This is a genomic window from Streptomyces sp. NPDC006551 (assembly GCF_040611675.1).
In the GTDB taxonomy this organism is placed as follows: Bacteria; Actinomycetota; Actinomycetes; order Streptomycetales; family Streptomycetaceae; genus Streptomyces.
Map to the genome: position 1 here is coordinate 1 of NZ_JBEXOT010000023.1, position 26,283 is coordinate 26,283.

A 26,283-nucleotide genomic window follows, 5' to 3' on the forward strand; every position below is an offset into this window, starting at 1 on the left:
GTCGCGAGGACGATCGTGCCCTTGCCGTCGTCGTCCGTCTTCTCCATGTGCGGTTCGAGGTACGCCACGGCCGTCTTCATGACCTCGGCGGACTGGAGCACGAACGGCAGCTGCATCTGCCCGGAGCCGAACAGCTCGCCGACCACCTTCATGCCGTCGAGCAGCGTCTCGTTGACGATGTCCAGGGCGGGGGTCGTCTGCAGGGCCTCGTCGAGGTCCGCCTCCAGGCCGTTCTTCTCGCCGTCGATGATGCGGCGCTTGAGGCGCTCCTCCAGGGGCAGGGCGAGGAGCTCCTCCGCCTTGCCGGCCTTCAGCGACTTGGTGGTGGCGCCCTCGAAGAGGGCCATCAGCTTCTGCAGGGGGTCGTAGCCCTCGGAGCGCCGGTCGTAGATCAGGTCGAGGGCGGTGGTGACCTGCTCCTCGTCGAAGCGGGCGATCGGCAGGATCTTGCTCGCGTGCACGATCGCCGAGTCGAGGCCGGCCTTGACGCACTCGTCGAGGAAGACGGAGTTGAGCAGGATGCGGGCGGCCGGGTTGAGGCCGAAGGAGATGTTGGACAGGCCCAGCGTGGTCTGGACGTCCGGGTGGCGCCGCTTGAGCTCGCGGATGGCCTCGATGGTGGCGATGCCGTCCTTGCGGGACTCCTCCTGGCCGGTGCAGATGGTGAAGGTCAGGGTGTCGATGAGGATGTCCGACTCGTGGATTCCCCAGGTGCCGGTGAGGTCGTCGATGATCCGCTCGGCGATGGCGACCTTGTGCTCGACGGTGCGGGCCTGGCCCTCCTCGTCGATGGTGAGCGCGATCAGCGCGGCGCCGTGCTCCTTGGCGAGGCGGGTGACCTTGGCGAACCGCGACTCCGGCCCGTCTCCGTCCTCGTAGTTGACGGAGTTGATGACGGCGCGGCCGCCGAGCTTCTCCAGGCCGGCCTTGATGACGTCGACCTCGGTGGAGTCGAGGACGATGGGCAGCGTGGAGGCGGTGGCGAAGCGGCCGGCGAGTTCCTCCATGTCGGCGACGCCGTCGCGGCCGACGTAGTCGACGCACAGGTCGAGCATGTGCGCGCCCTCACGGATCTGGTCGCGGGCCATCTCGACGCAGTCGTCCCAGCGGCCGTCCAGCATGGCCTCGCGGAACTTCTTGGAGCCGTTGGCGTTGGTCCGCTCACCGATCGCCATGTAGGAGGTGTCCTGGCGGAAGGGGACCGTCTGGTAGAGCGAGGCGGCGCCGGGCTCGGGGCGCGGCTCGCGGGCGGTCGGGGTGAGGTCGCGGACCCGCTCGACGACCTGGCGCAGGTGCTCGGGGGTCGTACCGCAGCAGCCGCCGACGAGGGAGAGTCCGTACTCGCGGACGAAGGTCTCCTGGGCGTCGGCGAGCTCGGCGGGGGACAACGGGTAGTGCGCGCCGTTCTTGCCGAGGACGGGCAGGCCGGCGTTGGGCATGCAGGACAGCGGGATGCGGGAGTGGCGGGCGAGGTAGCGCAGGTGCTCGCTCATCTCGGCCGGGCCGGTGGCGCAGTTCAGGCCGATCATGTCGATGCCGAGCGGCTCCAGGGCGGTGAGCGCGGCGCCGATCTCGGAGCCCAGCAGCATGGTGCCGGTGGTCTCGACGGTGACGGAGCAGATCAGCGGTACGTCGGCGCCCAGGGCGTCGAGGGCGCGGCGGGCGCCGATGACGGAGGCCTTGGTCTGCAGCAGGTCCTGGGTGGTCTCGACGAGCAGCGCGTCGGCGCCGCCGGCGAGCATGCCCTCGGCGTTCTGCTGATAGGCGTCGCGCAGGGCGGTGTACGGGGCGTGGCCGAGGGTCGGCAGCTTCGTGCCGGGGCCCATGGAGCCGAGGACCCAGCGCTGCTGTCCGGTGGAGGCGGTGAACTCGTCGGCGACCTCGCGGGCGATCCGCGCGCCGGCCTCGGACAGCTCGTACACGCGCTCGGGGATGTCGTACTCCCCCAGCGCGGCGAGGTTCGCGCCGAAGGTGTTGGTCTCGACGCAGTCGACGCCGGCGGCGAAGTACTCCTGGTGGACCGAGCGCACGATGTCGGGCCGGGTCACGTTCAGGATCTCGTTGCAGCCTTCGAGGTTCTCGAAGTCCTCGAGCGTGGGGTCCTGGGCCTGGAGCATGGTGCCCATGGCGCCGTCGGCGACGACGACTCGGCTGGCGAGTGCCTCGCGTAGGGCAGCGGCGCGGGTCCGGCTGTCAGCGGAAGGGGTCGGCGACGAGGCCATGGATGAGCTCCCTGGGATGCGACGGCTGTCGGCTTTGCACGCTCGGGTGGAGGGTGCACGGGGCCCAGCGTAACCGCGCGGGTGCCGGGGCGGGCGTGGCGTCCCAGGGACCGGACGGCATCCTGTGTGCGGGGACTCCCGGTCGCGCCCGTGGGGGGCCGACACTGGCTGGGTAACAAGGGGTCGGCATCGACCGATAGTGTTCAGCATTGTCGAACGGCATGATCCACGGGATCCTGTCCGTAGGATCCCCGCGGACCTGGCGGGATCGAGGAGAGGGAGAAGGGCCGGGCGATGGCGAAGAACATCCAGTCGCTTGAACGGGCGGCGGCGATGCTGCGACTGCTCGCGGGCGGCGAGCGCCGGCTCGGCCTGTCCGACATCGCCTCCTCCCTGGGACTCGCGAAGGGGACGGCGCACGGCATCCTGCGCACGCTGCAGGCCGAGGGCTTCGTGGAGCAGGACTCGGCCTCGGGCCGCTATCAGCTGGGCGCGGAGCTGCTGCGCCTGGGCAACAGCTATCTGGACGTGCACGAGCTGCGGGCCCGCGCGCTGGTGTGGACGGACGACCTGGCCCGCTCCAGCGGCGAGAGCGTCCATTTGGGCGTGCTGCACCAGCAGGGCGTGCTGATCGTGCACCACGTCTTCCGGCCGGACGACAGCCGCCAGGTCCTGGAGGTGGGTGCCATGCAGCCGCTGCACTCCACGGCCCTGGGCAAGGTCCTGTCGGCCTACGACCCGGTGGCGCACAGTGAGGCCATGGAGGTGCCGAGGGAGGCGTTCACCCCCCGTACGGTCACGGATCTCGAGGAGTTCGAGCTCCTGCTCGACATGACCCGGGCGCGGGGCTGGGCCGCCGACGTGGAGGAGACCTGGGAGGGCGTGGCGTCCGTGGCCGCGCCGATCCACGACCGGCGGCGGATGCCGGTCGGGGCGGTGGCCATCACGGGGGCGGTGGAGCGGGTCTGCGGCGACGGCGAGCTGCGCTCGGAGCTGGTCGCGGCGGTACGGGACTGCGCCCGCGCCGTCTCCCGGGACCTGGGAGCCGGCCGCTTCTGAGAGGTTCCTACGACACCGCTGAACCCGTCGGTAACGATCGCGTTATCGGCGGGTTTTTCGCTGCTCAGACCCTTGACGTGCTGTTAACCCCAGGGCAAAACTTCCGTTCATCGGTCGGCATTGTCGAACACGTACCGGCAATACACGCTAGAGTGTGGCAGTGCCAAGGGCCGGCTACGCCCTCCCATGAGGGCGCGGACCACCGGAGGGACCCGGGGTTCGCCTTCCCCTGGACGAAGGACAAAGGAGTCGCGGGTGTCCAGCTCCGACATCTTCATCGGCGAGATCATTGGTACCGCCGTGCTCATCCTGCTCGGTGGCGGCGTGGTCGCCGCCGTCGTGCTCAAGCGCTCCAAGGCGCGGAACGCCGGCTGGCTCGCGATCACCTTCGGGTGGGGCTTCGCCGTCATGACGGCCGTCTACATGACGGGTACCCTCTCCGGCGCTCACCTGAACCCGGCCGTCACCGTCGGCATCGCGATCAAGGACGGCGACTGGAGCAACGTTCCGGTCTACTTCGCCGGCCAGCTGCTCGGCGCCATAATCGGCGCGTTCCTGGTCTGGATCGCCTACTACGGCCAGTTCCAGGCCCACCTCACGGACCCCGAGATCGTCGGCGACCCGGCCAAGAAGGCCGTCGAGGGCCCGCACGACGAGGGCGCCGGCCGCAGCGGCCCGGTGCTCGGCATCTTCTCCACCGGCCCCGAGGTCCGGAACGTGTGGCAGAACCTGGCCACCGAGATCATCGGCACGGTCGTGCTGGTCCTCGCGGTGCTCACGCAGGGCCTCAACGACAGCGGCAAGGGCCTCGGCGTCATCGGCGCCCTGATCACGGCGTTCGTCGTGGTCTCCATCGGTCTCTCGCTCGGCGGCCCGACCGGCTACGCCATCAACCCGGCCCGCGACCTCGGCCCGCGCATCGTGCACGCCCTGCTGCCGCTGCCGAACAAGGGCGGCTCCGACTGGAGCTACGCCTGGATCCCGGTCGCCGGTCCGCTGATCGGTGGCGCCCTCGCGGCGGGTATCTACAACATCGCGTTCGCCTGAGCCGTCCTTCTTCCAGACCCCCTTGGAGTACACCGTGACCGAAGCGCACACCGCCGGATCCTCCTCCCACGGCAGCGGCCCGTTCATCGCCGCCATCGACCAGGGCACCACCTCCTCGCGCTGCATCGTCTTCGACAAGGACGGCCGGATCGTCTCGGTCGACCAGAAGGAGCACGAGCAGATCTTCCCGAAGCCCGGCTGGGTCGAGCACGACGCCGCCGAGATCTGGGCCAACGTCCAGGAAGTGGTCGCCGGGGCCATCGACAAGGCCGGCATCACCTCCGCCGACGTCAAGGCCATCGGCATCACCAACCAGCGCGAGACCACGCTGCTCTGGGACAAGAACACCGGCGAGCCCGTCCACAACGCCCTCGTCTGGCAGGACACCCGCACCGACGCCCTCTGCAAGGAGCTCGGCCGCAACGTCGGCCAGGACCGCTTCCGCCGCGAGACCGGCCTGCCGCTCGCCTCGTACTTCTCCGGCCCGAAGGTCCGCTGGCTCCTGGACAACGTCGAGGGGCTGCGCGAGCGCGCCGAGCGCGGCGACATCCTCTTCGGCACCATGGACTCCTGGGTCATCTGGAACCTCACCGGCGGTGTCGACGGCGGCCACCACGTCACCGACGTCACCAACGCCTCGCGCACGATGCTGATGAACCTGCACGACATGGCCTGGGACGAGCGGATCCTGTCCTCGATGCAGATCCCGGCCGCCGTGCTGCCGGAGATCCGCTCCTCCGCCGAGGTGTACGGCACCGTCAAGGGCGGCGTCCTGGACGGCGTCCCCGTCGCCTCCGCGCTGGGCGACCAGCAGGCGGCCCTGTTCGGCCAGACCTGCTTCTCCGAAGGTGAGGCCAAGTCCACCTACGGCACCGGCACGTTCATGCTGATGAACACCAGTGACAAGATCATCAACTCCTACAGCGGCCTGCTGACCACCGTCGGCTACCAGATCGGCGACCAGAAGCCGGTCTACGCCCTGGAGGGCTCGATCGCCGTCACCGGTTCGCTGGTGCAGTGGATGCGCGACCAGATGGGCCTGATCAAGTCCGCCGCCGAGATCGAGACGCTCGCCTCCTCCGTCGAGGACAACGGCGGCGCGTACTTCGTGCCGGCCTTCTCCGGACTGTTCGCCCCGTACTGGCGCTCCGACGCCCGCGGTGTGATCGCCGGCCTCACCCGGTACGTCACCAAGGCGCACATCGCCCGTGCCGTACTCGAGGCCACCGCCTGGCAGACCCGCGAGATCACCGACGCCATGACGAAGGACTCCGGCGTCGAGCTGACCGCGCTCAAGGTCGACGGCGGCATGACCTCCAACAACCTGCTGATGCAGACCCTCTCGGACTTCCTGGACGCGCCCGTGGTGCGTCCGATGGTCGCCGAGACGACCTGCCTCGGCGCCGCCTACGCCGCCGGCCTGGCCGTCGGCTTCTGGCCGGACACCGACGCGCTGCGCGCCAACTGGCGCCGTGCCGCGGAGTGGACCCCTCGCATGGACGCCGACAAGCGTGACCGCGAGTACAAGAGCTGGCTGAAGGCCGTCGAGCGCTCCATGGGCTGGCTCGAAGAAGAGAACTGACGAGGAGTAAAGCGACATGACCACCTTGCAGAGCGTCCCCGCCCTGGGGACGCACCCGGCTGCCGGCTCCCTGCCGAGCCGCGCCGAGACTCGGGAGCAGCTGTCCAAGGCGACGTACGACCTCCTGGTCATCGGCGGCGGCATCCTGGGCATCTCCACCGCCTGGCACGCCGCGCAGTCGGGCCTGCGGGTGGCCCTGGTGGACGCCGGCGACTTCGCCGGCGCCACCTCCTCCGCCTCCTCCAAGCTGCTCCACGGCGGCCTGCGCTACCTGCAGACCGGCGCGGTGAAGCTGGTGGCGGAGAACCACTTCGAGCGGCGTGCGGTCTCCCGTCAGGTGGCGCCGCACCTCGCCAATCCCCTCACCTTCTACCTGCCCGTCTACAAGGGCGGCCCGCACGGCGCGGCCAAGCTGGGCGCGGGCGTGTTCGCGTACAGCGCCCTGTCGGCCTTCGGTGACGGCGTCGGGCACCTGCTCAGCCCCTCGAAGGCCGCGCAGGACGTGCCGGAGCTGCGCACGGACAACCTCAAGGCCGTGGCCGTCTACGGCGACGACCAGATGAACGACGCCCGTATGGCGCTGATGACGGTCCGCGCCGCGGTCGACGCCGGCGCCACCGTCCTCAACCACGCCGAGGTCACCGGACTGCGCTTCACCCGAGGCCGGGTCACGGGCGCGGAGCTCAAGGACCGCACCAGCGGCGACGAGTTCGGCGTCACCGCCCGTCTGGTGCTCAACGCGACCGGCCCCTGGGTCGACCACCTGCGGAAGATGGAGGACCCGAACGCGGCTCCGTCGATCCGGCTGTCGAAGGGCGCGCACCTGGTCCTCAAGCGCACCTCCCCCTGGAAGGCCGCGCTCGCGACCCCGATCGACAAGTACCGCATCACCTTCGCCCTCCCCTGGGAGGACATGCTGCTGCTCGGCACCACCGACGAGGAGTACGAGGGCGATCCCGGCCAGGTCGAGGTCACCGAGAAGGACACCGCGCAGATCCTGGACGAGGCCGCGTTCTCCATCCGCGACCAGCAGCTGTCCCGCGATCTGATCACCTACTCCTTCGCCGGGCTGCGTGTGCTGCCGGGCGGCCCCGGCGACACCTCCAAGGCCAAGCGCGAGACCGTCGTCACCGAGGGCCGGGGCGGGATGCTGTCGGTGGCCGGCGGCAAGTGGACGACCTTCCGCCACATCGGCCGTACGGTGATGAGGAAGCTGGAGTCCCTGCCGGGCGGCCCGCTCGGTGAGGACTACGAGCCGGTCTCCACGCTGCCCAAGCGGCTGCCGCTGCCCGGCATAGCCAACCCGAACGCGGTCGCGCACCGCCTGCTCGTGGACGGCCCGGCGCCCGGTCCCCGGATGGCCGCCGACACCGCCAAGCACCTGGCGACGCACTACGGTTCGCTCGCCTTCGACATCGCCCGGATGGCGAACGAGAACCCGGAGCTCGGTGAGCGCGTCCACCCGGACGCCCCGGAGATCTGGGCGCAGGTCGCCTACGCCCGCGACCACGAGTGGGCGGAGACGGCGGACGACGTGCTGCGCCGCCGTACGACGCTGACCATTCGCGGTCTGGCGACGGACGAGATCCGCGGCAGGGTCGAGGACATGCTCGGCGAGTGAGCCGGGGTGAGGGGCGGTCTCCCGGAGGGGAGACCGCCCCTCACGCGTGCCGGGAGCCCGTGTGCCGACGGGATTTCCTGGGTAGTCGATCACGGCGACGAGGGCCCCCGGGCGTGTCCGAGGGCGGCGGACGGGCCGCCGGAAAGCCGTAAGGTTGGACCGTACGACAGGAACTTCGAAAAGGAGGCGCTGGGTGATCGAGCTCGAGGGGGTTCCCGAGCTGATCGACCCGGTCATGGTGGCCGCGTTCGAGGGCTGGAACGACGCCGGCGACGCCGCCTCCACCGCGGTCGCCCATCTGGACCGGGAATGGAAGGGCGAGGTGTTCGCGGCGCTCGACGCCGAGGACTACTACGACTTCCAGGTCAACAGGCCGACGGTCTGGCTGGACAACGGTGTCCGGAAGATCACCTGGCCGACGACCCGGCTCTCGGTGGTCCGGGTCGGCGGCGAGAAGCCGCGCGATCTCGTCCTGGTGCGCGGGATCGAGCCGTCGATGCGCTGGCGCTCGTTCTGCAACGAGATCCTGGGCTTCGCCCACGAGTTGGGCGTGGAGATGGTGGTGATCCTGGGCGCGCTGCTCGGCGACACCCCGCACACCCGGCCCGTTCCGGTCAGCGGGGTCACCTCCGACCCGGACCTGGCGCGGACGATGGATCTGGAGGAGACGCGCTACGAAGGCCCGACGGGCATCGTGGGCATCCTCCAGGAGGCGTGCACGCACGCCGGTGTGCCGGCGGTGAGCCTGTGGGCCGCCGTCCCGCACTATGTGTCGCAGCCGCCCAACCCCAAGGCGACGCTGGCTCTCCTGAACCGTCTGGAGGACCTGATCGGTCTGCGCATCCCACTGGGCGAGCTGCCGGAGGACGCGCGGGCCTGGCAGCTCGGCGTGGACCAACTGGCCTCCGAGGACAGCGAGGTGGCGGAGTACGTCCAGACGCTGGAGGAGGCCCGGGACACGGCGGAGCTGCCGGAGGCCTCGGGCGAGGCGATCGCCCGGGAGTTCGAGCGGTATCTGCGGCGGCGCGAGCCCGGCCAGGGGCCGGGACTCGCGACGGACGGCGGCGACACCTCGTATCTGCGCGACACCTCCAGCGGCCGGACAAGGCCGCCGAAGCCGGAGCAGCCGGGGCCGGAGTCGGCGCCGGAGCCCACCGAGCAGGAGCCGCCCCGTGAGGGTGAGGGCTCCGACGGCGACGCCGAGGAGTGAGCCGTACGGAAGGGGGCCGCGCCGGGACCGGCGCGGCCCCCTTCCTCGTACTCACACCCGATCGACCCCCTCAGGCGCAGTCGAAGCGGGCGGCCGCCCAGTCCCCGTGGTCACCGCTCTTGGAGCCGTTGGTGTCGGTGATCCGCAGCCGGACGTGGCGGGCGCCGCTGACGTCGACGTGCACGGGTACGGTCGCGGAGGCGCCGGTGAGCTCGGGTGAGGTCCAGAGCACCTTGCCGTCGGCCTCGACCGAGAAGGCCACCTCCCCGTAGCCGTTGATCTCGTCGTCGATGCCGACGTCGGCGGTGAGGGCGGTGCAGCGGCCGCCGAGGTAGACCTCGATGTCGGAGTCGGCGTGGGCGCCGATCCCCTTCTCGTAGGTCTTTCCGGCCAAGGTGAGCGTACGACCGTCGTTCGCGCCCGACTCGCCGTTGGAGCGGTCCCGTTCGGGCGGGCCCCAGCCGTTGGTGGACTTCAGCCAGACGAGATCGCTCGCCCAGGCGTCGGCGGACGGCGGTTCCGGCATCACGCCGACCGCGAACCGCTGGACCGCGGTGCGGTCCTCTCCGGCGGAGCGGTGGCGGGCGGTCGCGGTCAGGGTGGCCTCCCCGGGTTTCGCGTCCTCGGCCGGGGTCACGGCGACCTCGACCCGCCGGGTGGTGCCGGCCGGGACGCGGTCGACGGCGGCGGGGGTGACCTGCCAGCCGGCCGGGGCCTGGAGCGACACCTGGACGCCGGTGGCGTCCTTGGTGCCGGCCGTGACGTCGACGGCGACGGTTCCGGGCGTGCCCGCGCCCAGTTCCTGGCCGGCCGGTGCGGCGACCGTGGCCGCGGCGCCGGGGACGGCTCCGCCGACCGCGCTGGTGTCCTTCAGTTCGAGGACGAAGCCGCGGTCGGTGCGCTGTGCGGCCGTCTTGACCCGCACCACTCCCCCGCGGTCGTCGCGGTCGTACCACCAGCCCTGGGCGGCCGCCTCGAACGCGGCCCGCGAGGTGACCTTGGGCAGCGCGCGGTCGCCGAGTCGTACGGCGCTCGGTGCGTCTCCGGTGTGCACGGTGAACTGGTACGGCCGTGCGGCGGCCTTGCCCGCGTAGGTGCCCTTGCTCGCGCCGATCCGTACGGTCACGTCGCCCGCCCCGCGCTTCGGGGCGAGGACGTCGGCGCGCTGGGTGGCGTACTGACCGGTGCGGTGGGCGCGGGTGACGCCGTCGTCCTCGTACAGCTCGAACGACGAGGCGCCCTGCGGGTAGATGTCCCAGGCGAGCGGGGAGTCCGGGGCGCGGTCGGCGTACGAACGGATGCCACCGGGCCACATCGGGACGGTGGCCCCGGCCCGTACGAACAAGGGCAGGGTGTCGAGCGGGGCGCTGTAGTCGTCGACGGTGACGGGGCCTTCGTAGGTGCGGCCGCTCCAGTAGTCGATCCAGGTGCCCTTCGGCAGGTAGATCCCGTCCCGCTCGACGGCGTCCCGGTAGACGGGCGCGACCAGGAAGTCCTCGCCGCTGAGGAACTCGTACTTCGCGGCGTCGCCGGCGGCCGTGGGGTCGTCCGGGTATTCGAGGACGAGGGGGCGGGCCAGGCCGACGCCGTCCTGGGTGGCCCGATGGGCGTGGGAGTAGATGTAGGGCAGCAGGGCTTCGTGGAGCTTGAGGTAGTCGCGGTTGATCGAGGTGTACGGCTCGCCGTAGCGGAAGGGCTGCTTGTCGTTGGCGGCCCAGCCGTCCATGGTCATGGTGACGGGCAGGAACATCTTCCACTGCAGGTCGCGGGTGTACGTCTTGGCGCTGCCGCCGAAGATGCCGTCGACGTCGCCGGTGGTGTAGGCGAGGCCGGACATGGAGGCGCCGGCGTAGGTGGGGATCTGCCAGCGGATGTACTCCCAGGTGCCGGACTGGTCGCCGGACCACTGCACGCCGCAGCGCTGGGCGCCGGACCAGCTCTCGGGGGCCCAGGTGAAGCCGCGGGCGTCGCTGTGGGCCTCGATGCCGGCGTAGGCGTCCTTGCAGCCGTCGAGGGCGAACTTGTAGCCCTCGCCGACCCAGGCGACGTCGAGCTTGGCGACCCGCTGGCCCGCCTTGACCTGTTCGCCGAGCTTGTCGATGCCGTCCTCGGTCCACAGGCCGAGCTGCATCTTCCGCTGCTGGAGGCCGGCGGCGGTCTCGGCGAGGTTCTCGTAGCCGCAGCCGTAACCGTCGTTGACGAGCATCCAGCCGTTGGGCATGTCGTTCTGGACGTAGCCGTCGGCGACCTTCAGGGCGTCGAGGGTGTGCCGCTCGCCGCGGTTGGCGTTGTGGAGGTAGCAGTCGGCGTCGCCTATCTCCAGGCCGTAGACGGGCGGCAGGAAGGGCTTGCCGGTCAGGTCGGTGTACCGGCCGATGACGTCCTTGAGGGCGTCGGGGCCGGTGCCCGTGAAGTAGTAGGCGTCGAAGCGCTGTTCACGGGCCGTGGCGGTGACGGGTTCGCCGAAGACGTAGGTGTTGGGGGCGTAGGTGTTGCGGTAGACGCCGTAGCCGGCCGAGGAGAGGTAGAACGGTACGGAGTTGGGGTGGCCGCCGTCGTTCCAGTTGTAGTCGACGCCGACCTCGACGGTCTTGCCGCGGTGCGAGGTGTTGCCGCGCCCGTTCTGCATACCTGCGCCGTAGAACTGCTCGTCGGCGGCGCGGGCCAGGGTCTGGGTGGTGCGGTCCTGGTTCCAGGTCAGGCCCTTGGTCTCGGACCACAGCGGGGTGCCGTCGGCGCGGAAGGCGGCGAAGCGCAGGGGCGCCTTGTAGGCGCGCAGCGTGACCTTCGCGGAGGTGAGTTCGTAGCGGTCCCCGCGGTCGTACCAGCGGGTGGTCGGGGGCGCTCCCTGTGGCAGGACGATGTCCTGCCCGGTGGGGTCGGTGAACGTTCCGTCGGGGGCGAGTTCGATACGGAAGGTGTCGTCGGAGACGAAGCTGACGCGGGCCCGGGCGGGGCCGGCGGTCAGGTGGTAGACGGCTCCGTCGGCGGAGAAGCCGGTGACGTCCCCGACGGTGGTCGGGGGCGGCTCGGCGGACTGGGCGCTTCCGGGTCCCGCGAACACCGCGAGGAGCCCGAGCAAAGCGCCGCTGAGTGCAGCCCTCATGCGCATTGTTGATTGCATGGAGCGTATTTAGCGCAGAAACGAGCATCGGGGATAGGACAAAACGGAACCGCCCCCGGACTTCACCAAGAAGTCCGGGGGCGGTCGCGTGAAAGGGGTCGCGCGGAGGCGGTCCGTTACAGCGCCACACCGAGGAGGGCGTCGACGGCGCGGGAGACGAGACCCGGCGCGGACTCGTCCGTGCCGCCCTCGGCGCTCTGCCGCGCCGCCCAGCGGTCGACAGCGGCGAGCGCCGTCGGGGCGTCGAGGTCGTCGGCGAGCGCCTCGCGGATCTCCTCCACGAGCGCGTCGGCGGACGGGCCGTCGGGGCGGGAGACGGCGGCGCGCCAGCGGCCGAGGCGCTCCACGGCGTCCTGGAGGACCTGGTCGGTCCACTCCCAGTCGGCGCGGTAGTGGTGCGAGAGGAGCGCGAGGCGGATGGCGGCCGGGTCGACGCCGTCGCGGCGGAGCGCGGAGACGAAGACCAGGTTGCCCTTGGACTTGGACATCTTCTGTCCGTGCAGGGCGACCATGCCGGCGTGGACGTACGCCCTGGCCATGGGGAACTCGCCCGTGAGCGCCTGGGCGTGGGAGGCGCCCATCTCATGGTGCGGGAAGATCAGGTCGGAGCCGCCGCCCTGCACGTCGAAGCCCATGCCGAGGTGGTCGAGGGCGATGGCGACGCACTCGATGTGCCAGCCGGGTCGGCCCGGGCCGAGGCTGCCGCCGTCCCAGCTCGGCTCGCCCTCGCGGGCGGCCATCCACAGCATCGGGTCGAGCGGGTTCTTCTTGCCGGGGCGGTCCGGGTCGCCGCCGCGCTCGGCGGAGAGGTGCCGCATCAGCTCGGTGTCGTAGTTCGACACCTGGCCGAAGTGCGGGTCCGCCTCTACGGAGAAGTAGATGTCGCCGTCCAGTTCGTAGGCGGCGCCGGAGTCGCGCAGCCGCTCGACGAGCGGAACGATGCCGGGTATGGCCTCGACGGCGCCGATGTACTGCTGCGGGGGCAGCATCCGCAGGGCGGTCATGTCCTCGCGGAACAGGGCGGTCTCGCGCTCGGCGAGGCCGACCCAGTCGATGCCGTCGCGAACGGCCCGCTCGAGGAGCGGATCGTCCACGTCGGTCACATTCTGGACGTAGTGCACCTGCCGCTTGGTGTCGAGCCACACGCGCTGAACGAGGTCGAACGCGTTGTAGGTCGCCGCGTGACCCATGTGGGTCGCGTCGTACGGCGTGATGCCGCAGACGTAGATACGGGCGACGGGGCCGGGGGCGAGGGTCACTCGTCCACCGGTCGCGGTGTCGTGGATCCGGAGGTCGCGGCCCTTGCCGGGCAGGGCGGGGACCTCAGAAGCGGGCCAGGCATGCATGTCCTGAGCGTAACCGGACACCTGTTCCGGATACGAACCGGATCCGGGATCTTGACCGAATAGGCGGTCTTGCGGCTCAGGGGCGTTCATGCATACCCCCCGGGGGTCCGAGCGGCCGTTTCCGGCGTGGCCGGATCCGGTCGGTCAAACCGGTGGCCAGGGGATCGCCGGCCACTGCCCGGAGGGCTCGGGGTGCCGGCCGCTCGCGCGCAGTGCGGCGACACGGCCGCGCAGCGCGTCCACCTCAGCCACCGTGAGCAGCTCGGCCAGCCGGGTGGCGAGCGGGGTCCCGGAGGCGAGCGAGACGTCGAGCCGGTCCAGCACCGCGGTGGCCTCGGCGGGCAGCTCCTCGCCCGCCCAGCCCCACAGCAGGGTGCGCAGCTTGTCGTCCACGTTGAACGTGACGCCGTGGTCGATGGCGTACAGACGTCCGTCGGGGGCGGGGAGCAGATGGCCGCCCTTGCGGTCGCCGTTGTTGATGACCGCGTCCAGGACGGCGAGGCGGCGCAGATCGGGGCTGTCGGCGTGTACCAGGAGCGCGGTGCGGTCCTCGCCGACCTGGGCGGGGCCGACGGCCTTCCAGCCCTCCTCCGCCTCCTCGGCCTCGGTGAGCGCGAGCAGGCTCGCCCCGGGATCGGCCTCGATCCAGAGCTGGACCATGCCCTCGCCGTAGGGTCCGTCGCGCAGCACGGTGGGGGGTACGAGTCCCCAGCCGGTCGCCTCGGAGACCTCGTACGCGGCGACCTCGCGCTGGGCGAGCGTGCCGTCGGGGAAGTCCCACAGCGGCCGCTCGCCGGCGACGGGCTTGTAGACGCAGGCGGTCTCCTCGCCTCCGAGGGCGACGGAGCAGAAGAGCACGGCGTTGGACGCCTCACGGACCTGTCCGCGAACGGTGAGCTCCCCCTCGGCGAGCAGCTCGACGACCGCGACGCTCGGCGTGCTCGTCGCGTCGAGCACACTCGGCGCGTGGGGCAGGCCCGGCGCGTCGGGCACGCCCGGGGCGGTCGGCGCGTCGGGCGCGGTCGGCGGGCTCGGCACGTCGGTCATGCTCCGCGCCGGTATCCGTTCTGGCGCGGGCACACATGGCCCTCCGGGTCCAGCGGCAGGCTGCACAGCGGGCACGGCGGCCGGCCGGCGTTGACCACGTCGAGGGCGCGCTTGGCGAAGGCCCTGGCCTGGGCGCCGGTCAGCCTGACCCGCAGCATCGGCGGGCCGTTCTCCTCGTCCTGCAGCAGCCGTTCCTCGGCCTCGGCGAGGTCCTCCTCGGAATCCGCGTCGAGTTCGACGAGCGCCTGGGCCTCGACGATCATGCGCTGTTCCTCGCCGTCCCAGGCCAGCGCCATGGTGCCGACCCGGAACTCCTCCTCCACCGGGGCGTCCAGCGGGGCGGTGTCGGCGATGTCGGCGGGGGCCATGGCCGGGACGGGGGCGTTGCCGCCGGTGCGGCGCACGACCTCGTCGAGCAGCTCGTCGATGCGTTCGGCGAGCGCCGCGACCTGGGTCTTCTCCAGGGCCACGCTCGTGACCCGGCCGGCCGCGGACGCCTGTAGGAAGAACGTACGGCGGCCAGGCAGCCCGACCGTGCCGGCCACGAAACGCTCCGGTGGGTCGTAGAGGAACACCTGACGGGACACGTCCCTGTCTCCCTTGGTTCTCGGCAATCGGGGGCCTACAGCGGCCCGTCCACCCTACTGCGCGGATGGATCACGGTGCGCCCGCACCGCCCCCTACCTCCGCGGCGCCGCCGCCGTCGCCGCTCTCGCGGGGGGCGAGGGCGGTGAAGTCGCCGGTGTCACCGAGGCGTACGAGGAAGGGGCGCAGCCGGGTGTAGCGGATGACGGTCAGGGAACACGGGTCGACATGGATTCGCTGGAAGAGGTCGAGGTGCATGCCGAGCGCGTCGGCGACGACCGACTTGATGATGTCGCCGTGCGAGCACATGGCGTAGACCGCGTCCTCGCCGTGCTCGGCCTCGATCCGGGCGTTCCAGTCGCGTACGGCGTCGACGGCGCGCGCCTGCATGGCGCGCATCGACTCGCCGCCGGGGAAGGCCGCCGCGGAGGCGTGGGCCTGGACGATCTCCATGAGGGGTTCGTCGGCGAGTTCGGCGAGCTTGCGGCCGGACCAGTCGCCGTAGTCGCACTCGCTGATCCGCTCGTCGGTGTGCAGCGGCAGGCCCGGCCGGGCGTCGAGGAGCGGTCGCAGGGTCTCGCGGCAGCGTTGCAGCGGACTGCTGACGACGGCGGCGAGCGGCACGCCCGCCAGCCGGCCGGGCAGCGCGGCGGCCTGGACGGTCCCCCGCTCGTCGAGCGCGACCCCGGGCGTCCGCCCGGCGAGGACTCCGGAGGTGTTGGCGGTGGAACGTCCATGACGGACGAGGATCAGCGTGGCCATGGCGGCAAGGGTAGGCGGACGCACGCGCGGGTGGGCGGCGGTCGGCAGGAAGGGCCGCCGCACGCGCGCGTGCGGCGGGGCGCCGGGGCGGGGCCACGGCACGCGTGCGGGCCGGTCCTCGGCGGGGGAGAATACGCCGCGTGATCGTCGACTCCGCCCTGTACAAGAACGGTGCCCGGGCCACCGGGCCCGCCGACCTGTCCGACGCGCTCGAGGAGGCGCGGGCGATCGGCGACGCCTTCCTGTGGGTCGGTCTGCACGAGCCGACCGCGGGCGAGTTCGACCATGTCGCGGACGAGTTCGCGTTGCATCCGCTGGCCGTCGAGGACGCCTTGAAGGCCCATCAGCGGCCCAAGCTGGAGGTGTACGACGACTCGCTCTTCGTGGTCCTCAAGCCGGTGCTGTACGAGCCGGAGAGCGACCGGGTGAGCACCGGCGAACTGATGGTCTTCATAGGCGATTCGTTCGTGGTCACCGTCCGGCACGGCGAGGGCGCGCCGCTCGCGGCCGTACGGCGCCGCCTGGAGGCCGAGCCCGAGGTGCTGCGGCACGGTCCGACGGCCGTGCTGTACGCGATCAGCGACGCGGTCGTGGACCACTATCTGGACGTGGCCGGTGAGCTCCAGATCGACCTGGAGGAGCTGGAGGCCGATGTGTTCGCGCCGACCGGCGGGAATCCGGCGAACACGGCGGAGCGGATCTACACCGCCAAGCGCCAGGTGCTGGAGTTCCGCCGGGCCACCAGTCCGCTGGCGGCGCCGATGGAGCGGCTGGCGGCCGGAACCGTGCCGTTCGTGAACGAGCACGCGCAGCCGTTCTTCCGGGACGTCAGCGACCATCTCATCCGCGCCAACGAGCAGGTGGAGGGGCTCGACCGGCTGCTCTCGGACGTGCTGTCCGCGCATCTGGCGCAGATGGGCGTGCGGCAGAACGACGACATGCGGAAGATCTCGGCGTGGGCGGCCATGGCCGCGGTCCCCACGATGGTCGCGGGGATCTACGGCATGAACTTCGACCACATGCCCGAGCTGCGGTTGGTCTGGTCGTACCCGGCGGTGATCGTGTTGATGGCGGGGGCCGTGTTCGGTCTGTACCGGCTCTTCAAGCGCCGGGGCTGGATGTAGCCGTTCCCGGCCGCGGCGCGGGCACCGGGCCTCGGGTCTTGAAAGGTCTCAGAAAGCCGGCGAGGGGGTCGCCGGGCCTCCCAGCGCGTTGCGCCGCTCGGGCATCTCGAGGCCGACCATCTTGCGCCAGCCGGCGACGCGCTCGTACGCGTACATAGCGTGGATCCCGGCGACGAGGGCCGCTGACTTGGCCTTGGGCCACTTCAGGATGCGGCCCATGTGGCCCATCACGGCGAGGCTGACGTCGCGGTGGACCCGGATCTCGGCGAGGGCCGCCTCGCGCAGCGTCCGCTGGATGAGGCGGCCGTGTCCGGCGTGCGCGAGGCGCAGCAGCTCCTCGTGGCAGTACGCGAGGTGGTTCGCCTCGTCGTCGCAGATCATGCGGATGGCCTTGCCCAGTTCGGGGTGGTCCCCGAAACAGGCGACCAGCATGTCCATCTGCTCGGCGGCCCGCTGTTCGGTGACCCGGCTGTGCGAGAGGTAGACGATGATGTCCCGCTCGCTCAGGGGTTCGTCGCGGCGCAGCTGATCGTGGGCGAGTCCGATGCCACGCTGTTCGAGCAGCATCGTGTAGTCGGTGTCCTGCGGCACCGGCACGGGCTCCAGGCCGCGCTTCCTCATCAACGCGTTGAAGATCCGGCCGTGCTTGTCCTCGTCGGCGCCGTGCCGGGTGATCTTGGGCGCCATCTCGCGCATGCCGGGCGGGACGAGTGCGGCGATCCGGCCGTTCTCCCAGCCTCCCTGGGCCTCGCCGCTGGCGGCGATGGAACAGAAGAGCCGGAAGGCCTCGTCGTCGTCGATGATCTCCTGGAACAGACCCTTGGCCGTCAGCATTGCCGCCACCTCCGTACGGGCGTCCGCACGTCGCACGTCCGCAGAGCACGAGTCAAGTGCGCCGTGGGAGCGCGGGCAACAGCACAAGCGCGCGACTCGCCCGAAAGATGGAGTCGCCCGTGCGTAACCGGGCGTCCGGTGGAGCGTTGTGCTGCATGACGGCCGTGGCGGGGAAGACCCCCCGAGCCCCCACCACGGCCGCAGACGTCAGGCGAGGCCCGCGAGTTCCAGGGCCTCCGTGCCCGCCCGCAGCGCCGCCACCCGCTCGTCCAGGGTGAAGCCGGCCGGGGCGAGGGTCAGGGTGGTCACGCCGGCGGCGGCGTAGGCCTTCATCCGGTCGGCGATGCGCTCGACGGAGCCGAGGAGGGCGGTCTGGTCGATCAGCTGCCGCGGTACGGCGGCCGCGGCGCCGGTCTTGTCGCCGGACAGGTACTTGTCCTGGATCTCGGCGGCCTGCTTCTCATAGCCCATGCGCTGGGCGAGCTGGTTGTAGAAGTTCTGCTTGCGGCTGCCCATGCCGCCGACGTACAGCGCGGTGTACGGGCGGAACAGGTCGGCCAGGGCGTCGATGTCGTCGCCGAGGGCGATCGGCAGGGTGGGGTGGACGTCGAAGCCGTCCATGGTCAGTCCGGCCTTCTCACGGCCCGCGCGCAGGTGGCGCAGCGCGGTGTCCTCCAGGTGCTCGGCGGAGGGGAAGATCAGCAGCGCGCCGTCGGCGATCTCACCGGTCTGCTCCAGGTTCTTGGGGCCGATCGCGGCGATGTAGAGCGGGATGTGCTCACGCTGCGGGTGGACGGTGAGCTTGATGGGCTTGCCCGGGCCGTCCGGCAGCGGCAGCGTCCAGTGTTCGCCCTCGTAGCTGAGCCGCTCGCGGGACATGGCCTTGCGGACGATCTCGACGTACTCGCGGGTGCGGGCGAGCGGCTTGTCGAACTTGACGCCGTACCAGCCTTCGGAGACCTGCGGGCCGGAGACGCCGAGGCCGAGCCGGAAGCGGCCGCCGGAGAGCGAGTCGAGGGTGGCGGCGGTCATCGCGGTCATGGCGGGCTGACGGGCCGGGATCTGCATGATCGCGGAGCCGACGTCGATCCGTTCGGTCTTGGCGGCCACCCAGGCGAGCACGGTCGGCGCGTCGGAGCCGTAGGCCTCGGCGGCCCAGCAGACGTCGTAGCCGAGGCGGTCCGCCTCCTGGGCGACGGCGAGATTGTCGCCGTCCATACCGGCGCCCCAGTAGCCGAGGTTGATGCCGAGCCTCATGACCGCTCCCTCTTTACTGATCAGTAACGTCCCTTGGGCCGGACTCTAGCGCGCGGGTAGGGGATCCGACAGGAGGAGGTTGTCCACAGGCTCTCTCCGCGTACGGCCGTGGCCAGTAATCTCGCGCCCATGGAGCAGAGGCATCTCGGACGTACCGGCCTGCGCGTGTCCCGGATCGGGCTCGGCACCCTCACGTGGGGCCGGGACACCGACGAGCATGACGCCGCCGACCAGTTGAAGGCGTTCTGGGAGGCGGGGGGCACTCTGGTCGACACCGCGGACGTGTACGGCGGGGGCGAGGCGGAGTATCTGCTCGGGCAGCTCATCGAACGGCTGGTGCCCCGGCGGGACCTGGTCATCTCCACCAAGGCCGGCAGCGTGCCGGATCCGCACCGGCGGACGGACGGCTCGCGCGGCCACCTGCTGGCGGCCCTCGACGCGTCGCTGGAGCGACTGGGGACCGACCACGTCGATCTGTGGCAGCTGCACGCCTTCGATCCGCACACTCCCCTGGAAGAGTCCCTCCAGGCCCTGGACATCGCCGTGAGCAGCGGTCGCGCCCGCTACGTGGGGGTGGCGAACTTCTGCGGCTGGCAGCTGGCGAAGGCGGGCACCTGGCAGCTCGGCGCCGCGAGCGGGTCCAGGACCCGGCTCGCGGCGACCCAGATGGAGTACTCCCTGCTGCAGCGAGGTGTCGAGCGGGAGGTGCTCCCGGCGGCCCTGGATCTCGGGATAGGTCTGCTGCCGTCCTCGCCCCTGGGGCGCGGTGTCCTGACGGGCAAGTACCGGCACGGCACCCCGACGGACTCCCGGGGCGGCTCGGAGACCATGGCACCGTTCGTGGAGCCCTATCTGGACGACGCGGCCGGCCGGATCGTGGACGCGGTCGCCACGGCCGCGGACGGCCTCGCGGCCACGCCCTTGCAGGTGGCCCTCGCATGGGTGCGCGACCGGCCCGGGGTGATCGCCCCGATCGTCGGCGCGCGCAACGCACAACAGCTCACGGCCGCGCTGTCAGTGGAGACCCTTAGTCTTCCTGACGAGATCCGCCGGGCTCTCGACGACGTGTCGGCGCCCGTGCACCGCTATCCGGACCAGGACTGGAGCACCCTGTGACCGAGCCTTCCCGGGAGACCACTCCCGAGGCCGCCGAGCCCGCGCGGGGCGAGAACGACGACGCCCTCGCGAGCGCGTCCGCCGCGGAGCCCGTGGCCGACGGGGTGTCGGAGGAAGCGACCGGCGAGGACGCACCGCCGACCGACGCGGGTACCGTCGCCGGCGGTGACGGTGACGACGGCCCGGACACGGCGCCCGGCGCCGAGACGGACGGTGGCGAGACGGACGGTGCCGGGGCGGACGGTGGCGAGACGGACGGTGCCGGGGCGGGCGGTGCCGTCTCCGCCGAAGGCGCGACGGAGCCCACCGGGGTCTCCGAGGCGCAGGCGGAGCTGGCCGCGCAGCGGGAGTTGCGGGCTCGGATCGAGCAGCGGAAGTCCGAGAAGGAAGCGCCGATCGAGGCCGGTACGAAGCTCAGCGGCAAGGCCGCCGATCTGCTGGCGGCGGTACGGGCCGTGGAGAGCGGTACGACGTCGGGCACCGCGTTCTTCGAAGAGCCGGAGCGCGCGCCCCGGCGCTCCACCCCGGCGGCGCCGGCCGTGACGGTGCGGCCGGCCCCGAAGGAGCCGACGACCGCCCCCGAGACCCTGGCCGCCGTGCGGGAGGTCCTCGCCCGCGGTGGCGCGCCCGAAACGCTGGCGGGACAGGCCGCGGCCACCCTCGGCGAGGGTGCCGCGCAGGCGCTGCTCGACGATCCCTGGCGGCTGCTCGCCGTGCCCGGGGTGGGTCCCGAGCACGCCGACGGCTTCGCCCGGGCCCTGCTCGGCGCCGAGTGCGGCCCGGGCGACCCGCGCCGGGCCGTCGCCCTCGTCGTCTGGCTGCTCGAACGGGCCGCGGTGCGGGGACACACGGCCCTGGAGGCCGATGAGGTGCGGGCCGGACTCGCCAAGCTGTCCCTGCCGGACCCGGACGGGGCCGTCCAGGAGGCGATCTCCGAGGGGGCGGTGCTCGTCTTCCAGGAGGAGGAAGCGCCGTCGTCCGAGGAAGAGCCGCTGGACGAGGAGGAAGAGGCCGCATCCGAGGAGGCGCCGGCCACCGACGTTCCCGTACTTCTGGGGCTCGATCGCTACGCCCTCGCCGAGGAGAGCCTGGCCGACGGCCTGGCCCGGCTGGTCCGGACCGCCTCCGGGGAGAGCTGGGAGGGCCCGGAGCTGGTGAGCGCCGCCGGGGCGCACGGTCTGGTGCTCCACACCGGCGGCGAGGCGGCCCGCGCCGAAGCCGTCGCGCTCGCCCGGGTGGCCCGGGAGCGGGGCCTGCGGGTCGCGATCGCCGCGCACAGCGAGAACGGCCGCCGTCGTCTCGGCGGCGACGCGGTGACCGTGGCCGCCCTGCTGTCGGGCGAGGCGGGGCCTGGCCGTGACGAGGAGGGCACGCTCGCGCTGGACCTGCTCGTCGTCCTGGACGCCCCGCAGCTGGACGTGGAGAGCGCCGCGATGCTCGTGGAGTCCCTGCCGGACGGCTGCCGTCTGGTCCTCAGCGGTGACCCGAACGTCCTGGGGTCCGCGGGCGCGGGCCGGGTGTTCGCCGATGTGCTGGCTGCCCGGGTGTGCCCGCAGATCGCCTCCCGCGTGCCCGACCCGGGCCCGATCGGGGAGCTCGTCTCGGGTATCGGCATCGGCGAGCTGAACCAGGTCGAGGCCCCGGGCAAGGAGGTCGTGATCGTCCCGGTCCGGGACGCGGGCGAGGCCGTGCACCGCACGGTGCAGCTGGTCGCCGACTCGGTCCCGCGGGCGATCGGAGTGCCGCCCGAGGAGACGCGGGTGATCACCGTCGGCCACGGCGGCTCCGCGGGGACCCGCGCGCTGAACGCCGCCCTGAAGCAGCGGCTCAACCCAGGTCCCGGCCGCTTCGGCGGCTTCGACCCGGGCGACCGGGTGGCCTATGTGCCCGCGCCGGGCCGGACGGTGGGCGCGACGGTCCTCTCGGCGGACGCCGAGGGGCTGCGTCTGGAGTCGGAGAGCGGCGAGAAGCTGCTCGTGCCGAAGGAGCGGGTGGAGACGGCGCTGCGGCACGGCTGGGCGCTGACCGCACACCAGGCGGCCGGGATGCGCTGGCCCGCCGTGGTCGTGGTCCTGCCGGGTGACGCGGCGCAGGGGCTCAGTCGGGCCTGGGTGTACACCGCGTTCGGTCGCGGCGAGCGTCATCTGTCGGTGGTCCACGGTGTGGACCAGGCACTGCCCCGTGCGGTCGCCGAGGGGCTCTCCCAGGACCGCACCACCCGACTGCGCCCGCTCCTCGAAGCCCTGCTGGCCGACGCCGAGGGCTGAGCGCCCCCGCCGAGGTGGCACGCGGCGACCGGGGCCGAGGGGGCGCGCGGCGCGGGCGCCGGGGGTGCCGCGGCGGCCGGTGCGCGCGTGGGACGGCGAAGGGCGGGACGCCCCGTGAGGTGCCCCGCCCTTCGCCGGGGCTGTCAGGCCCCCCGGCCCTTCAGGTCGTCGTCCGGCTCGTCGTCGAAGACGGCGCTGACGTCGAAGCGGCAGACGATCCGCTCCGGATCGGCGTGTTCGAAGGGGGCGCCCAGCCAGTCCCCCGGGTCCGGGAGCTCGTCGGCGGCGCAGACCCAGAGGGTGGAGTCGCCCTCCTCCAGGCCGAACTCCTTGTGCCGCGAGGCGATCTCATCCGGTTCGTACTCACCGAAGAGCACCCCGAGCGCCGCGTGGGCGCTGGCGGCGACCACGGGGGCGGCCGTCGGGCCCGCCTCGTCGCTGTCCACGTCGGCGATGCGCTGGGCCTGGGCGAGCAGTCGCTGCGGTTCCACCACGGCGTAGTCGCGGCGGATCAGCACGCTGAGGGCATGGGGCTCCTCGGGTCCGGCATACGGCGGCAGGGAATCGTCGGCGCCGGGGATCTCGAAGGGGGTGACCTCGTCGTACCGGTCGTAGAGCCGCTCGTCGTAGGCCTCGGCCGCCGCGGCGAGGGCGTTGAAGGCTTCGTAGACGGCCGGGTCGTCGTCCCCCGTGCGACGTTCGACCGCCTCGAGGTGACGGTCCAGTGCGGCTTTGACCGCCTCGGCGGCGGCACGTACCTCGGCAGCGGTGGGCTGCGCAGCATCAGACATGGGACAGACGCTATCCGTACCGGGCCGGTGCCCGCACAATAGATGCGATGCCGGAATACGAATTTGTCGACGTGTACGTGCCGCGCGGCGTCTCCCGCAAGGAGGCGACACGGCTGCTGACCGACCATGCCGAGTACGGACACTGGGAGTTGGACCGCCTGAGCCTGCACCGGGACGGCAGTCGCAGAGTGCGGCTGCGCCGGCGCATCATCCGTCAGGTCCGCGCCACCTGGTGAGACGACAAGGGGCCCCGCGGCGCGGGGCCCCTGCGTACGCCTGCCGTCCTAGGCGGACTGGCGGGCGCGGCGGTAGAGCACGGAACCGGCGAGCAGCAGCCCCGCTCCGGCCGGAAGGATCAGCCCGAGCGGGCCGGCACCTGTCTCCGCGAGTTCCTCCGAGGCCACCGGCTGCGTGATGGTGTGCGTACCGGGTGTGTTCGGCCCCTGCGGGTTGGCGGGGGTGCCGGGGTTCTCCCCCTCACCACCCGGGTTGCCGGGGTTACCGGGGTTTCCGGGGTTTCCGGGGTTACCGGGGTTACCGGGGTTTCCGGGGTTACCGGGGTTACCGGGGTTGCCCGGCTCTCCCGGGTGGCCCGGATGCGTCGGCTCGACGCCGTTGCCGCACTCGTTGCCGAACGCCGGGTTGATGGCGCCGACGCCCGTGACGCTGTTCCCGCACACGTTCACGGGGGCGTCGACCGGCACCTGCACGGTGTTGCCGGAGCCGACACCGGGCGAGTTGCTGGTGCCGCCCTCGGCCGAGGAGCCACCGCCCGGCCCACCCGGGCGACTCGGCTTGGAGGTGTTGGCACACGAGTTGCCGAACGCCGGGTTGAGCAGTCCGACGACGTTGACGGAGTTTCCGCACACGTTCACCGGGATGTGCACCGGCGCCTGGACGGTATTGCCGGACGCGATGCCCGGGGAATTCGAGGCCGTACCGGTCGCACCGGAATCGGCGTGCGCGTAACCACCGCCGAGGGCGAGTACTCCGCCCGCGGCCGCAACGGTGATCAGGCCCTTGCGCGTGACCTGTCGCATAGGTTGTTCCCTGCCTTTTCGGCTTCTGCCTTCGCGGCTTCAGAAGAGGACCTCGGACACGGCGCCGCCGCGCCCGAGGCGGAAATGCCTACCGGCCCCGGAGTGCATGGCACGCACTCCGGGGCCGGCCTGGGCTCAGACCCTCATGGGTCGAGACTCAACGTCAGGCGTTGACGCAGGTGTTGCCGAAGGCGGGGTTCAGCAGCCCGATCACGGAGACCGTGTTGCCGCACACGTTCACGGGGACGTGAACCGGCACCTGGACGACGTTGCCCGAGAGCGCGCCAGGGGACGCGATAGCGGCACCCTGGGCATCCGCGTGGGCAACGGCCATGCCCGCACCCGCGAGAACGAGACCGCCGGTGGCAGCCGCAGCAGCGACGACCTTCTTGATCATTATTCCTCCTTGTTGGCAATGCGGTCCCGTTGCCGGGCGCCGCATCACCTGTAACGAGGAAGAGGTAACCAAGCTACGACTGTATGAGTGCATTCACTCTTTCCGGTCACACACGTACGCGCGAACGAATATGAAGATCAGTCGATCAGGACGCGTCGATGAAACGGTCAAGGACTCGGACACCGAACGTGAGGCCGTCTACCGGCACCCGCTCGTCCACGCCGTGGAACATGCCGGCGAAGTCCAGCTCCGGCGGCAGCTGGAGCGGCGCGAAACCGAAGCAGCGGATCCCGAGGTCGTCGAACGACTTGGCGTCGGTGCCGCCCGAGAGCATGTACGGCACGGCCCGGGCGATCGGGTCCTCGGCCTTGAGGGCCAGCTGCATGGCGTCGACGAGGTCGCCGTCGAAGCTGGTCTCCAGGGCCTTGTCCCCGTGCACGTCCTCGCGCTTGACCCGCGGCCCCAGGATCCGGTCGAGGTCGGCCAGGAACTCGTCCTCGTACCCCGGCAGGAACCGCCCGTCGACGTGCGCCGTGGCCTGCCCCGGGATCACGTTGACCTTGTAGCCGGCGCCGAGCATGGTCGGGGCGGCGGAGTTGCGCAGGGTGGCGCCGACCATCTTGGCGATGCCGCCCAGCTTGGCGAGCGTGGCCTCCATGTCCTCGGGGTCGAGCGGGGTGCCCAGCGCGTCGGAGAGCTCGTCGAGGAAGGACCGTACGGTCTTGGTCACCCTGACCGGCCACTGGTGGCGGCCCAGGCGCCCCACGGCCTCGCAGAGCTCGGTGATGGCGTTGTCGTTGTTGGTCATCGAGCCGTGACCGGCCGTACCCTCGACGGTCAGCCGCATCCAGTGCATGCCCTTCTGGGCCGTCTCGACCAGGTAGAGCCGCAGGTTCTCGTTGACGGTGAAGGAGAAGCCGCCGACCTCGCCGATGGCCTCGGTCACCCCGTCGAAGAGGTCCCGGTGGTGGTCGACCAGGTGGCGGGCGCCGTAGGTGCCACCGGCCTCCTCGTCGGCGAGGAAGGCGAGGACGATGTCGCGCGGGGGCTTGCGACCGCTGCGCAGCCGGTCCCGTACGACCGCGAGGGTCATCGCGTCCATGTCCTTCATGTCGACGGCGCCGCGACCCCAGACGCAGCCGTCGGCGACCTCACCGGAGAACGGGTGGTGCGTCCAGTCGTCCGCGTTGGCCGGCACGACGTCGGTGTGACCGTGGATGAGCAGCGCCGGCCGGGACGGGTCCTCACCCTCGATACGGGCGACGGTGGAGGCCCGCCCCTTGTGCGACTCGATGATCTTCGGCTCGAGACCGACCTCGGCGAGCTTCTCGGCGATGTACTCCGCCGCCGCCCGCTCTCCCGGGCCCGAGTGGTCGCCGTAGTTGCTGGTGTCGATGCGGATGAGGTCGCGACAGAGGTCGACGACCTCATCCTCGCCGGTGACGCTCCGGGCCGTGTTCGACTCGCTCACGCTGCTTCCTCCCACTACGTGCCCCACGTGATTGCTGGTGGTCCCCCTCATCCTCCCCCGCCCGAGCGCCCCGCCCAAGGGCGGTCACCGGCCGACATACGGCCGTCACACGTCACGCGTGTTTGGGCCGGGGCGCGGGTGGGCACGGGGTGGTGATCGGCCGCCTCGATTGTTTGCTATGGTTTTCCACGTCGGAACGGCCCAGCGGCCGGAAAGACAGACACCTTGTCCGGGTGGCGGAATGGCAGACGCGCTAGCTTGAGGTGCTAGTGCCCTTTATCGGGCGTGGGGGTTCAAGTCCCCCCTCGGACACCAGCGAAAGACCCCACACGATGTGGGGTCTTTCTCGTTGCGGCGGTCGGTCGCAGCGGTTCGTTACGG

Annotated in this window: 21 protein-coding genes and 1 tRNA gene; 10 read left to right on the top strand and 12 right to left on the bottom strand. The window is 71.5% G+C overall.

Annotated features, from left to right (window positions below; genetic code table 11):
* On the bottom strand, nt 1-2,222 hold a 2,222-nt coding region (locus ABZY12_RS20740), incomplete at its 3' end, for a homocysteine S-methyltransferase family protein (protein ID WP_356892332.1).
* A gap of 294 nt (nt 2,223-2,516) precedes the next feature.
* On the opposite strand from ABZY12_RS20740, the gene ABZY12_RS20745 reads away from it, so the two are divergent.
* The 5 genes from ABZY12_RS20745 (at nt 2,517) to ABZY12_RS20765 (ending at nt 8,741) form a co-directional block, all read left to right on the top strand.
* Nucleotides 2,517-3,281: an IclR family transcriptional regulator gene (locus tag ABZY12_RS20745; protein ID WP_356892334.1), complete on the top strand. Its 765-nt coding sequence runs from the start codon at nt 2,517-2,519 to the stop codon at nt 3,279-3,281.
* Nucleotides 3,282-3,536: 255 nt separating this feature from the next.
* On the top strand, nt 3,537-4,328 hold the full coding sequence (locus tag ABZY12_RS20750; RefSeq protein ID WP_356892336.1) for an MIP/aquaporin family protein: 792 nt from the start codon (nt 3,537-3,539) through the stop codon (nt 4,326-4,328).
* 34 nt (nt 4,329-4,362) lie between these two features.
* Nucleotides 4,363-5,910, top strand: a complete 1,548-nt coding sequence (gene glpK / locus ABZY12_RS20755) for a glycerol kinase GlpK (RefSeq protein WP_356892338.1) — start codon at nt 4,363-4,365, stop codon at nt 5,908-5,910.
* Nucleotides 5,911-5,926: 16 nt separating this feature from the next.
* On the top strand, nt 5,927-7,531 hold the full coding sequence (locus tag ABZY12_RS20760) for a glycerol-3-phosphate dehydrogenase/oxidase (protein WP_356892340.1): 1,605 nt from the start codon (nt 5,927-5,929) through the stop codon (nt 7,529-7,531).
* 193 nt (nt 7,532-7,724) lie between these two features.
* Entirely contained in the window at nt 7,725-8,741 is a 1,017-nt protein-coding gene (locus ABZY12_RS20765) for a PAC2 family protein (RefSeq protein ID WP_356892342.1), read from the top strand.
* A 70-nt stretch (nt 8,742-8,811) separates the two neighbouring features.
* Here ABZY12_RS20765 and ABZY12_RS20770 read toward each other — a convergent pair whose 3' ends face one another.
* The 5 genes from ABZY12_RS20770 to ABZY12_RS20790 form a co-directional block, all read right to left on the bottom strand.
* Nucleotides 8,812-11,865, bottom strand: coding sequence for an NPCBM/NEW2 domain-containing protein (locus ABZY12_RS20770; protein ID WP_356892344.1), 3,054 nt, complete (start codon nt 11,863-11,865; stop codon nt 8,812-8,814).
* Nucleotides 11,866-11,981: 116 nt separating this feature from the next.
* Entirely contained in the window at nt 11,982-13,211 is a 1,230-nt protein-coding gene (gene mshC, locus ABZY12_RS20775) for a cysteine--1-D-myo-inosityl 2-amino-2-deoxy-alpha-D-glucopyranoside ligase (RefSeq protein ID WP_356892346.1), read from the bottom strand.
* 144 nt (nt 13,212-13,355) lie between these two features.
* Nucleotides 13,356-14,258 (bottom strand): SCO1664 family protein, encoded by a 903-nt coding sequence (locus ABZY12_RS20780; RefSeq protein ID WP_356892348.1) that lies wholly within the window; start codon nt 14,256-14,258, stop codon nt 13,356-13,358.
* Nucleotides 14,255-14,845 carry a DUF3090 domain-containing protein gene (locus ABZY12_RS20785; RefSeq protein ID WP_356892350.1) on the bottom strand — a complete coding sequence of 197 codons (591 nt, stop codon included), beginning with the start codon at nt 14,843-14,845 and terminating at the stop codon, nt 14,255-14,257. Before ABZY12_RS20785 ends, ABZY12_RS20780 begins: the two co-directional genes overlap by 4 nt.
* A gap of 70 nt (nt 14,846-14,915) precedes the next feature.
* Entirely contained in the window at nt 14,916-15,605 is a 690-nt protein-coding gene (locus ABZY12_RS20790) for a histidine phosphatase family protein (RefSeq protein ID WP_356892352.1), read from the bottom strand.
* A 131-nt stretch (nt 15,606-15,736) separates the two neighbouring features.
* On the opposite strand from ABZY12_RS20790, the gene ABZY12_RS20795 reads away from it, so the two are divergent.
* Complete coding sequence (locus tag ABZY12_RS20795; RefSeq protein WP_356892506.1) at nt 15,737-16,729, top strand: magnesium and cobalt transport protein CorA; 993 nt, start codon at nt 15,737-15,739, stop codon at nt 16,727-16,729.
* A 48-nt stretch (nt 16,730-16,777) separates the two neighbouring features.
* Here ABZY12_RS20795 and ABZY12_RS20800 read toward each other — a convergent pair whose 3' ends face one another.
* Both ABZY12_RS20800 and ABZY12_RS20805 read right to left on the bottom strand, forming a co-directional pair.
* Complete coding sequence (locus ABZY12_RS20800) at nt 16,778-17,563, bottom strand: ferritin-like domain-containing protein (RefSeq protein ID WP_356892354.1); 786 nt, start codon at nt 17,561-17,563, stop codon at nt 16,778-16,780.
* A 207-nt stretch (nt 17,564-17,770) separates the two neighbouring features.
* A complete protein-coding gene (locus ABZY12_RS20805) occupies nt 17,771-18,820 on the bottom strand; it encodes an LLM class F420-dependent oxidoreductase (RefSeq protein WP_356892356.1) in 1,050 nt (349 codons plus the stop codon).
* Between the two features lie 129 nt (nt 18,821-18,949).
* Here ABZY12_RS20805 and ABZY12_RS20810 point away from each other — a divergent pair, with 129 nt between their 5' ends.
* A complete protein-coding gene (locus ABZY12_RS20810) occupies nt 18,950-19,936 on the top strand; it encodes an aldo/keto reductase (RefSeq protein WP_356892358.1) in 987 nt (328 codons plus the stop codon).
* Entirely contained in the window at nt 19,933-22,203 is a 2,271-nt protein-coding gene (locus ABZY12_RS20815) for a helix-hairpin-helix domain-containing protein (protein WP_356892360.1), read from the top strand. Before ABZY12_RS20810 ends, ABZY12_RS20815 begins: the two co-directional genes overlap by 4 nt.
* Before the next feature lie 143 nt (nt 22,204-22,346).
* Here ABZY12_RS20815 and ABZY12_RS20820 read toward each other — a convergent pair whose 3' ends face one another.
* Entirely contained in the window at nt 22,347-22,994 is a 648-nt protein-coding gene (locus ABZY12_RS20820) for a hypothetical protein (RefSeq protein WP_356892362.1), read from the bottom strand.
* Between the two features lie 47 nt (nt 22,995-23,041).
* On the opposite strand from ABZY12_RS20820, the gene ABZY12_RS20825 reads away from it, so the two are divergent.
* Nucleotides 23,042-23,230, top strand: a complete 189-nt coding sequence (locus ABZY12_RS20825) for a DUF5703 family protein (RefSeq protein ID WP_005319466.1) — start codon at nt 23,042-23,044, stop codon at nt 23,228-23,230.
* 48 nt (nt 23,231-23,278) lie between these two features.
* Here the strand turns inward: ABZY12_RS20825 and ABZY12_RS20830 are convergent, their stop codons facing one another.
* The 3 genes from ABZY12_RS20830 to ABZY12_RS20840 form a co-directional block, all read right to left on the bottom strand.
* Complete coding sequence (locus ABZY12_RS20830) at nt 23,279-24,034, bottom strand: chaplin (RefSeq protein ID WP_356892364.1); 756 nt, start codon at nt 24,032-24,034, stop codon at nt 23,279-23,281.
* A 163-nt stretch (nt 24,035-24,197) separates the two neighbouring features.
* Nucleotides 24,198-24,431 carry a chaplin ChpH gene (chpH, locus tag ABZY12_RS20835; RefSeq protein ID WP_356892366.1) on the bottom strand — a complete coding sequence of 78 codons (234 nt, stop codon included), beginning with the start codon at nt 24,429-24,431 and terminating at the stop codon, nt 24,198-24,200.
* Nucleotides 24,432-24,576: 145 nt separating this feature from the next.
* Nucleotides 24,577-25,902: a M20/M25/M40 family metallo-hydrolase gene (locus tag ABZY12_RS20840; RefSeq protein WP_356892368.1), complete on the bottom strand. Its 1,326-nt coding sequence runs from the start codon at nt 25,900-25,902 to the stop codon at nt 24,577-24,579.
* A gap of 227 nt (nt 25,903-26,129) precedes the next feature.
* Between ABZY12_RS20840 and ABZY12_RS20845 the strand changes: the two genes are divergently transcribed.
* Nucleotides 26,130-26,217, top strand: a tRNA-Leu gene (locus tag ABZY12_RS20845).
* Nucleotides 26,218-26,283: the final 66 nt, after the last annotated feature.

What these genes read in the sequence shown, in the direction of transcription:
- ABZY12_RS20745 (WP_356892334.1), top strand. Translation starts at nt 2,517, where the DNA reads ATGGCGAAGAACATCCAGTCGCTTGAACGGGCGGCGGCGATGCTGCGA.
- ABZY12_RS20760 (WP_356892340.1), top strand. Translation starts at nt 5,927, where the DNA reads ATGACCACCTTGCAGAGCGTCCCCGCCCTGGGGACGCACCCGGCTGCC.
- ABZY12_RS20770 (WP_356892344.1), bottom strand. Translation starts at nt 11,865, where the DNA reads ATGCAATCAACAATGCGCATGAGGGCTGCACTCAGCGGCGCTTTGCTC.
- mshC (WP_356892346.1), bottom strand. Translation starts at nt 13,211, where the DNA reads ATGCATGCCTGGCCCGCTTCTGAGGTCCCCGCCCTGCCCGGCAAGGGC.
- ABZY12_RS20780 (WP_356892348.1), bottom strand. Translation starts at nt 14,258, where the DNA reads ATGACCGACGTGCCGAGCCCGCCGACCGCGCCCGACGCGCCGACCGCC.
- ABZY12_RS20790 (WP_356892352.1), bottom strand. Translation starts at nt 15,605, where the DNA reads ATGGCCACGCTGATCCTCGTCCGTCATGGACGTTCCACCGCCAACACC.
- ABZY12_RS20800 (WP_356892354.1), bottom strand. Translation starts at nt 17,563, where the DNA reads ATGCTGACGGCCAAGGGTCTGTTCCAGGAGATCATCGACGACGACGAG.
- ABZY12_RS20805 (WP_356892356.1), bottom strand. Translation starts at nt 18,820, where the DNA reads ATGAGGCTCGGCATCAACCTCGGCTACTGGGGCGCCGGTATGGACGGC.
- ABZY12_RS20810 (WP_356892358.1), top strand. Translation starts at nt 18,950, where the DNA reads ATGGAGCAGAGGCATCTCGGACGTACCGGCCTGCGCGTGTCCCGGATC.
- ABZY12_RS20820 (WP_356892362.1), bottom strand. Translation starts at nt 22,994, where the DNA reads ATGTCTGATGCTGCGCAGCCCACCGCTGCCGAGGTACGTGCCGCCGCC.
- ABZY12_RS20825 (WP_005319466.1), top strand. Translation starts at nt 23,042, where the DNA reads ATGCCGGAATACGAATTTGTCGACGTGTACGTGCCGCGCGGCGTCTCC.
- ABZY12_RS20830 (WP_356892364.1), bottom strand. Translation starts at nt 24,034, where the DNA reads ATGCGACAGGTCACGCGCAAGGGCCTGATCACCGTTGCGGCCGCGGGC.
- chpH (WP_356892366.1), bottom strand. Translation starts at nt 24,431, where the DNA reads ATGATCAAGAAGGTCGTCGCTGCTGCGGCTGCCACCGGCGGTCTCGTT.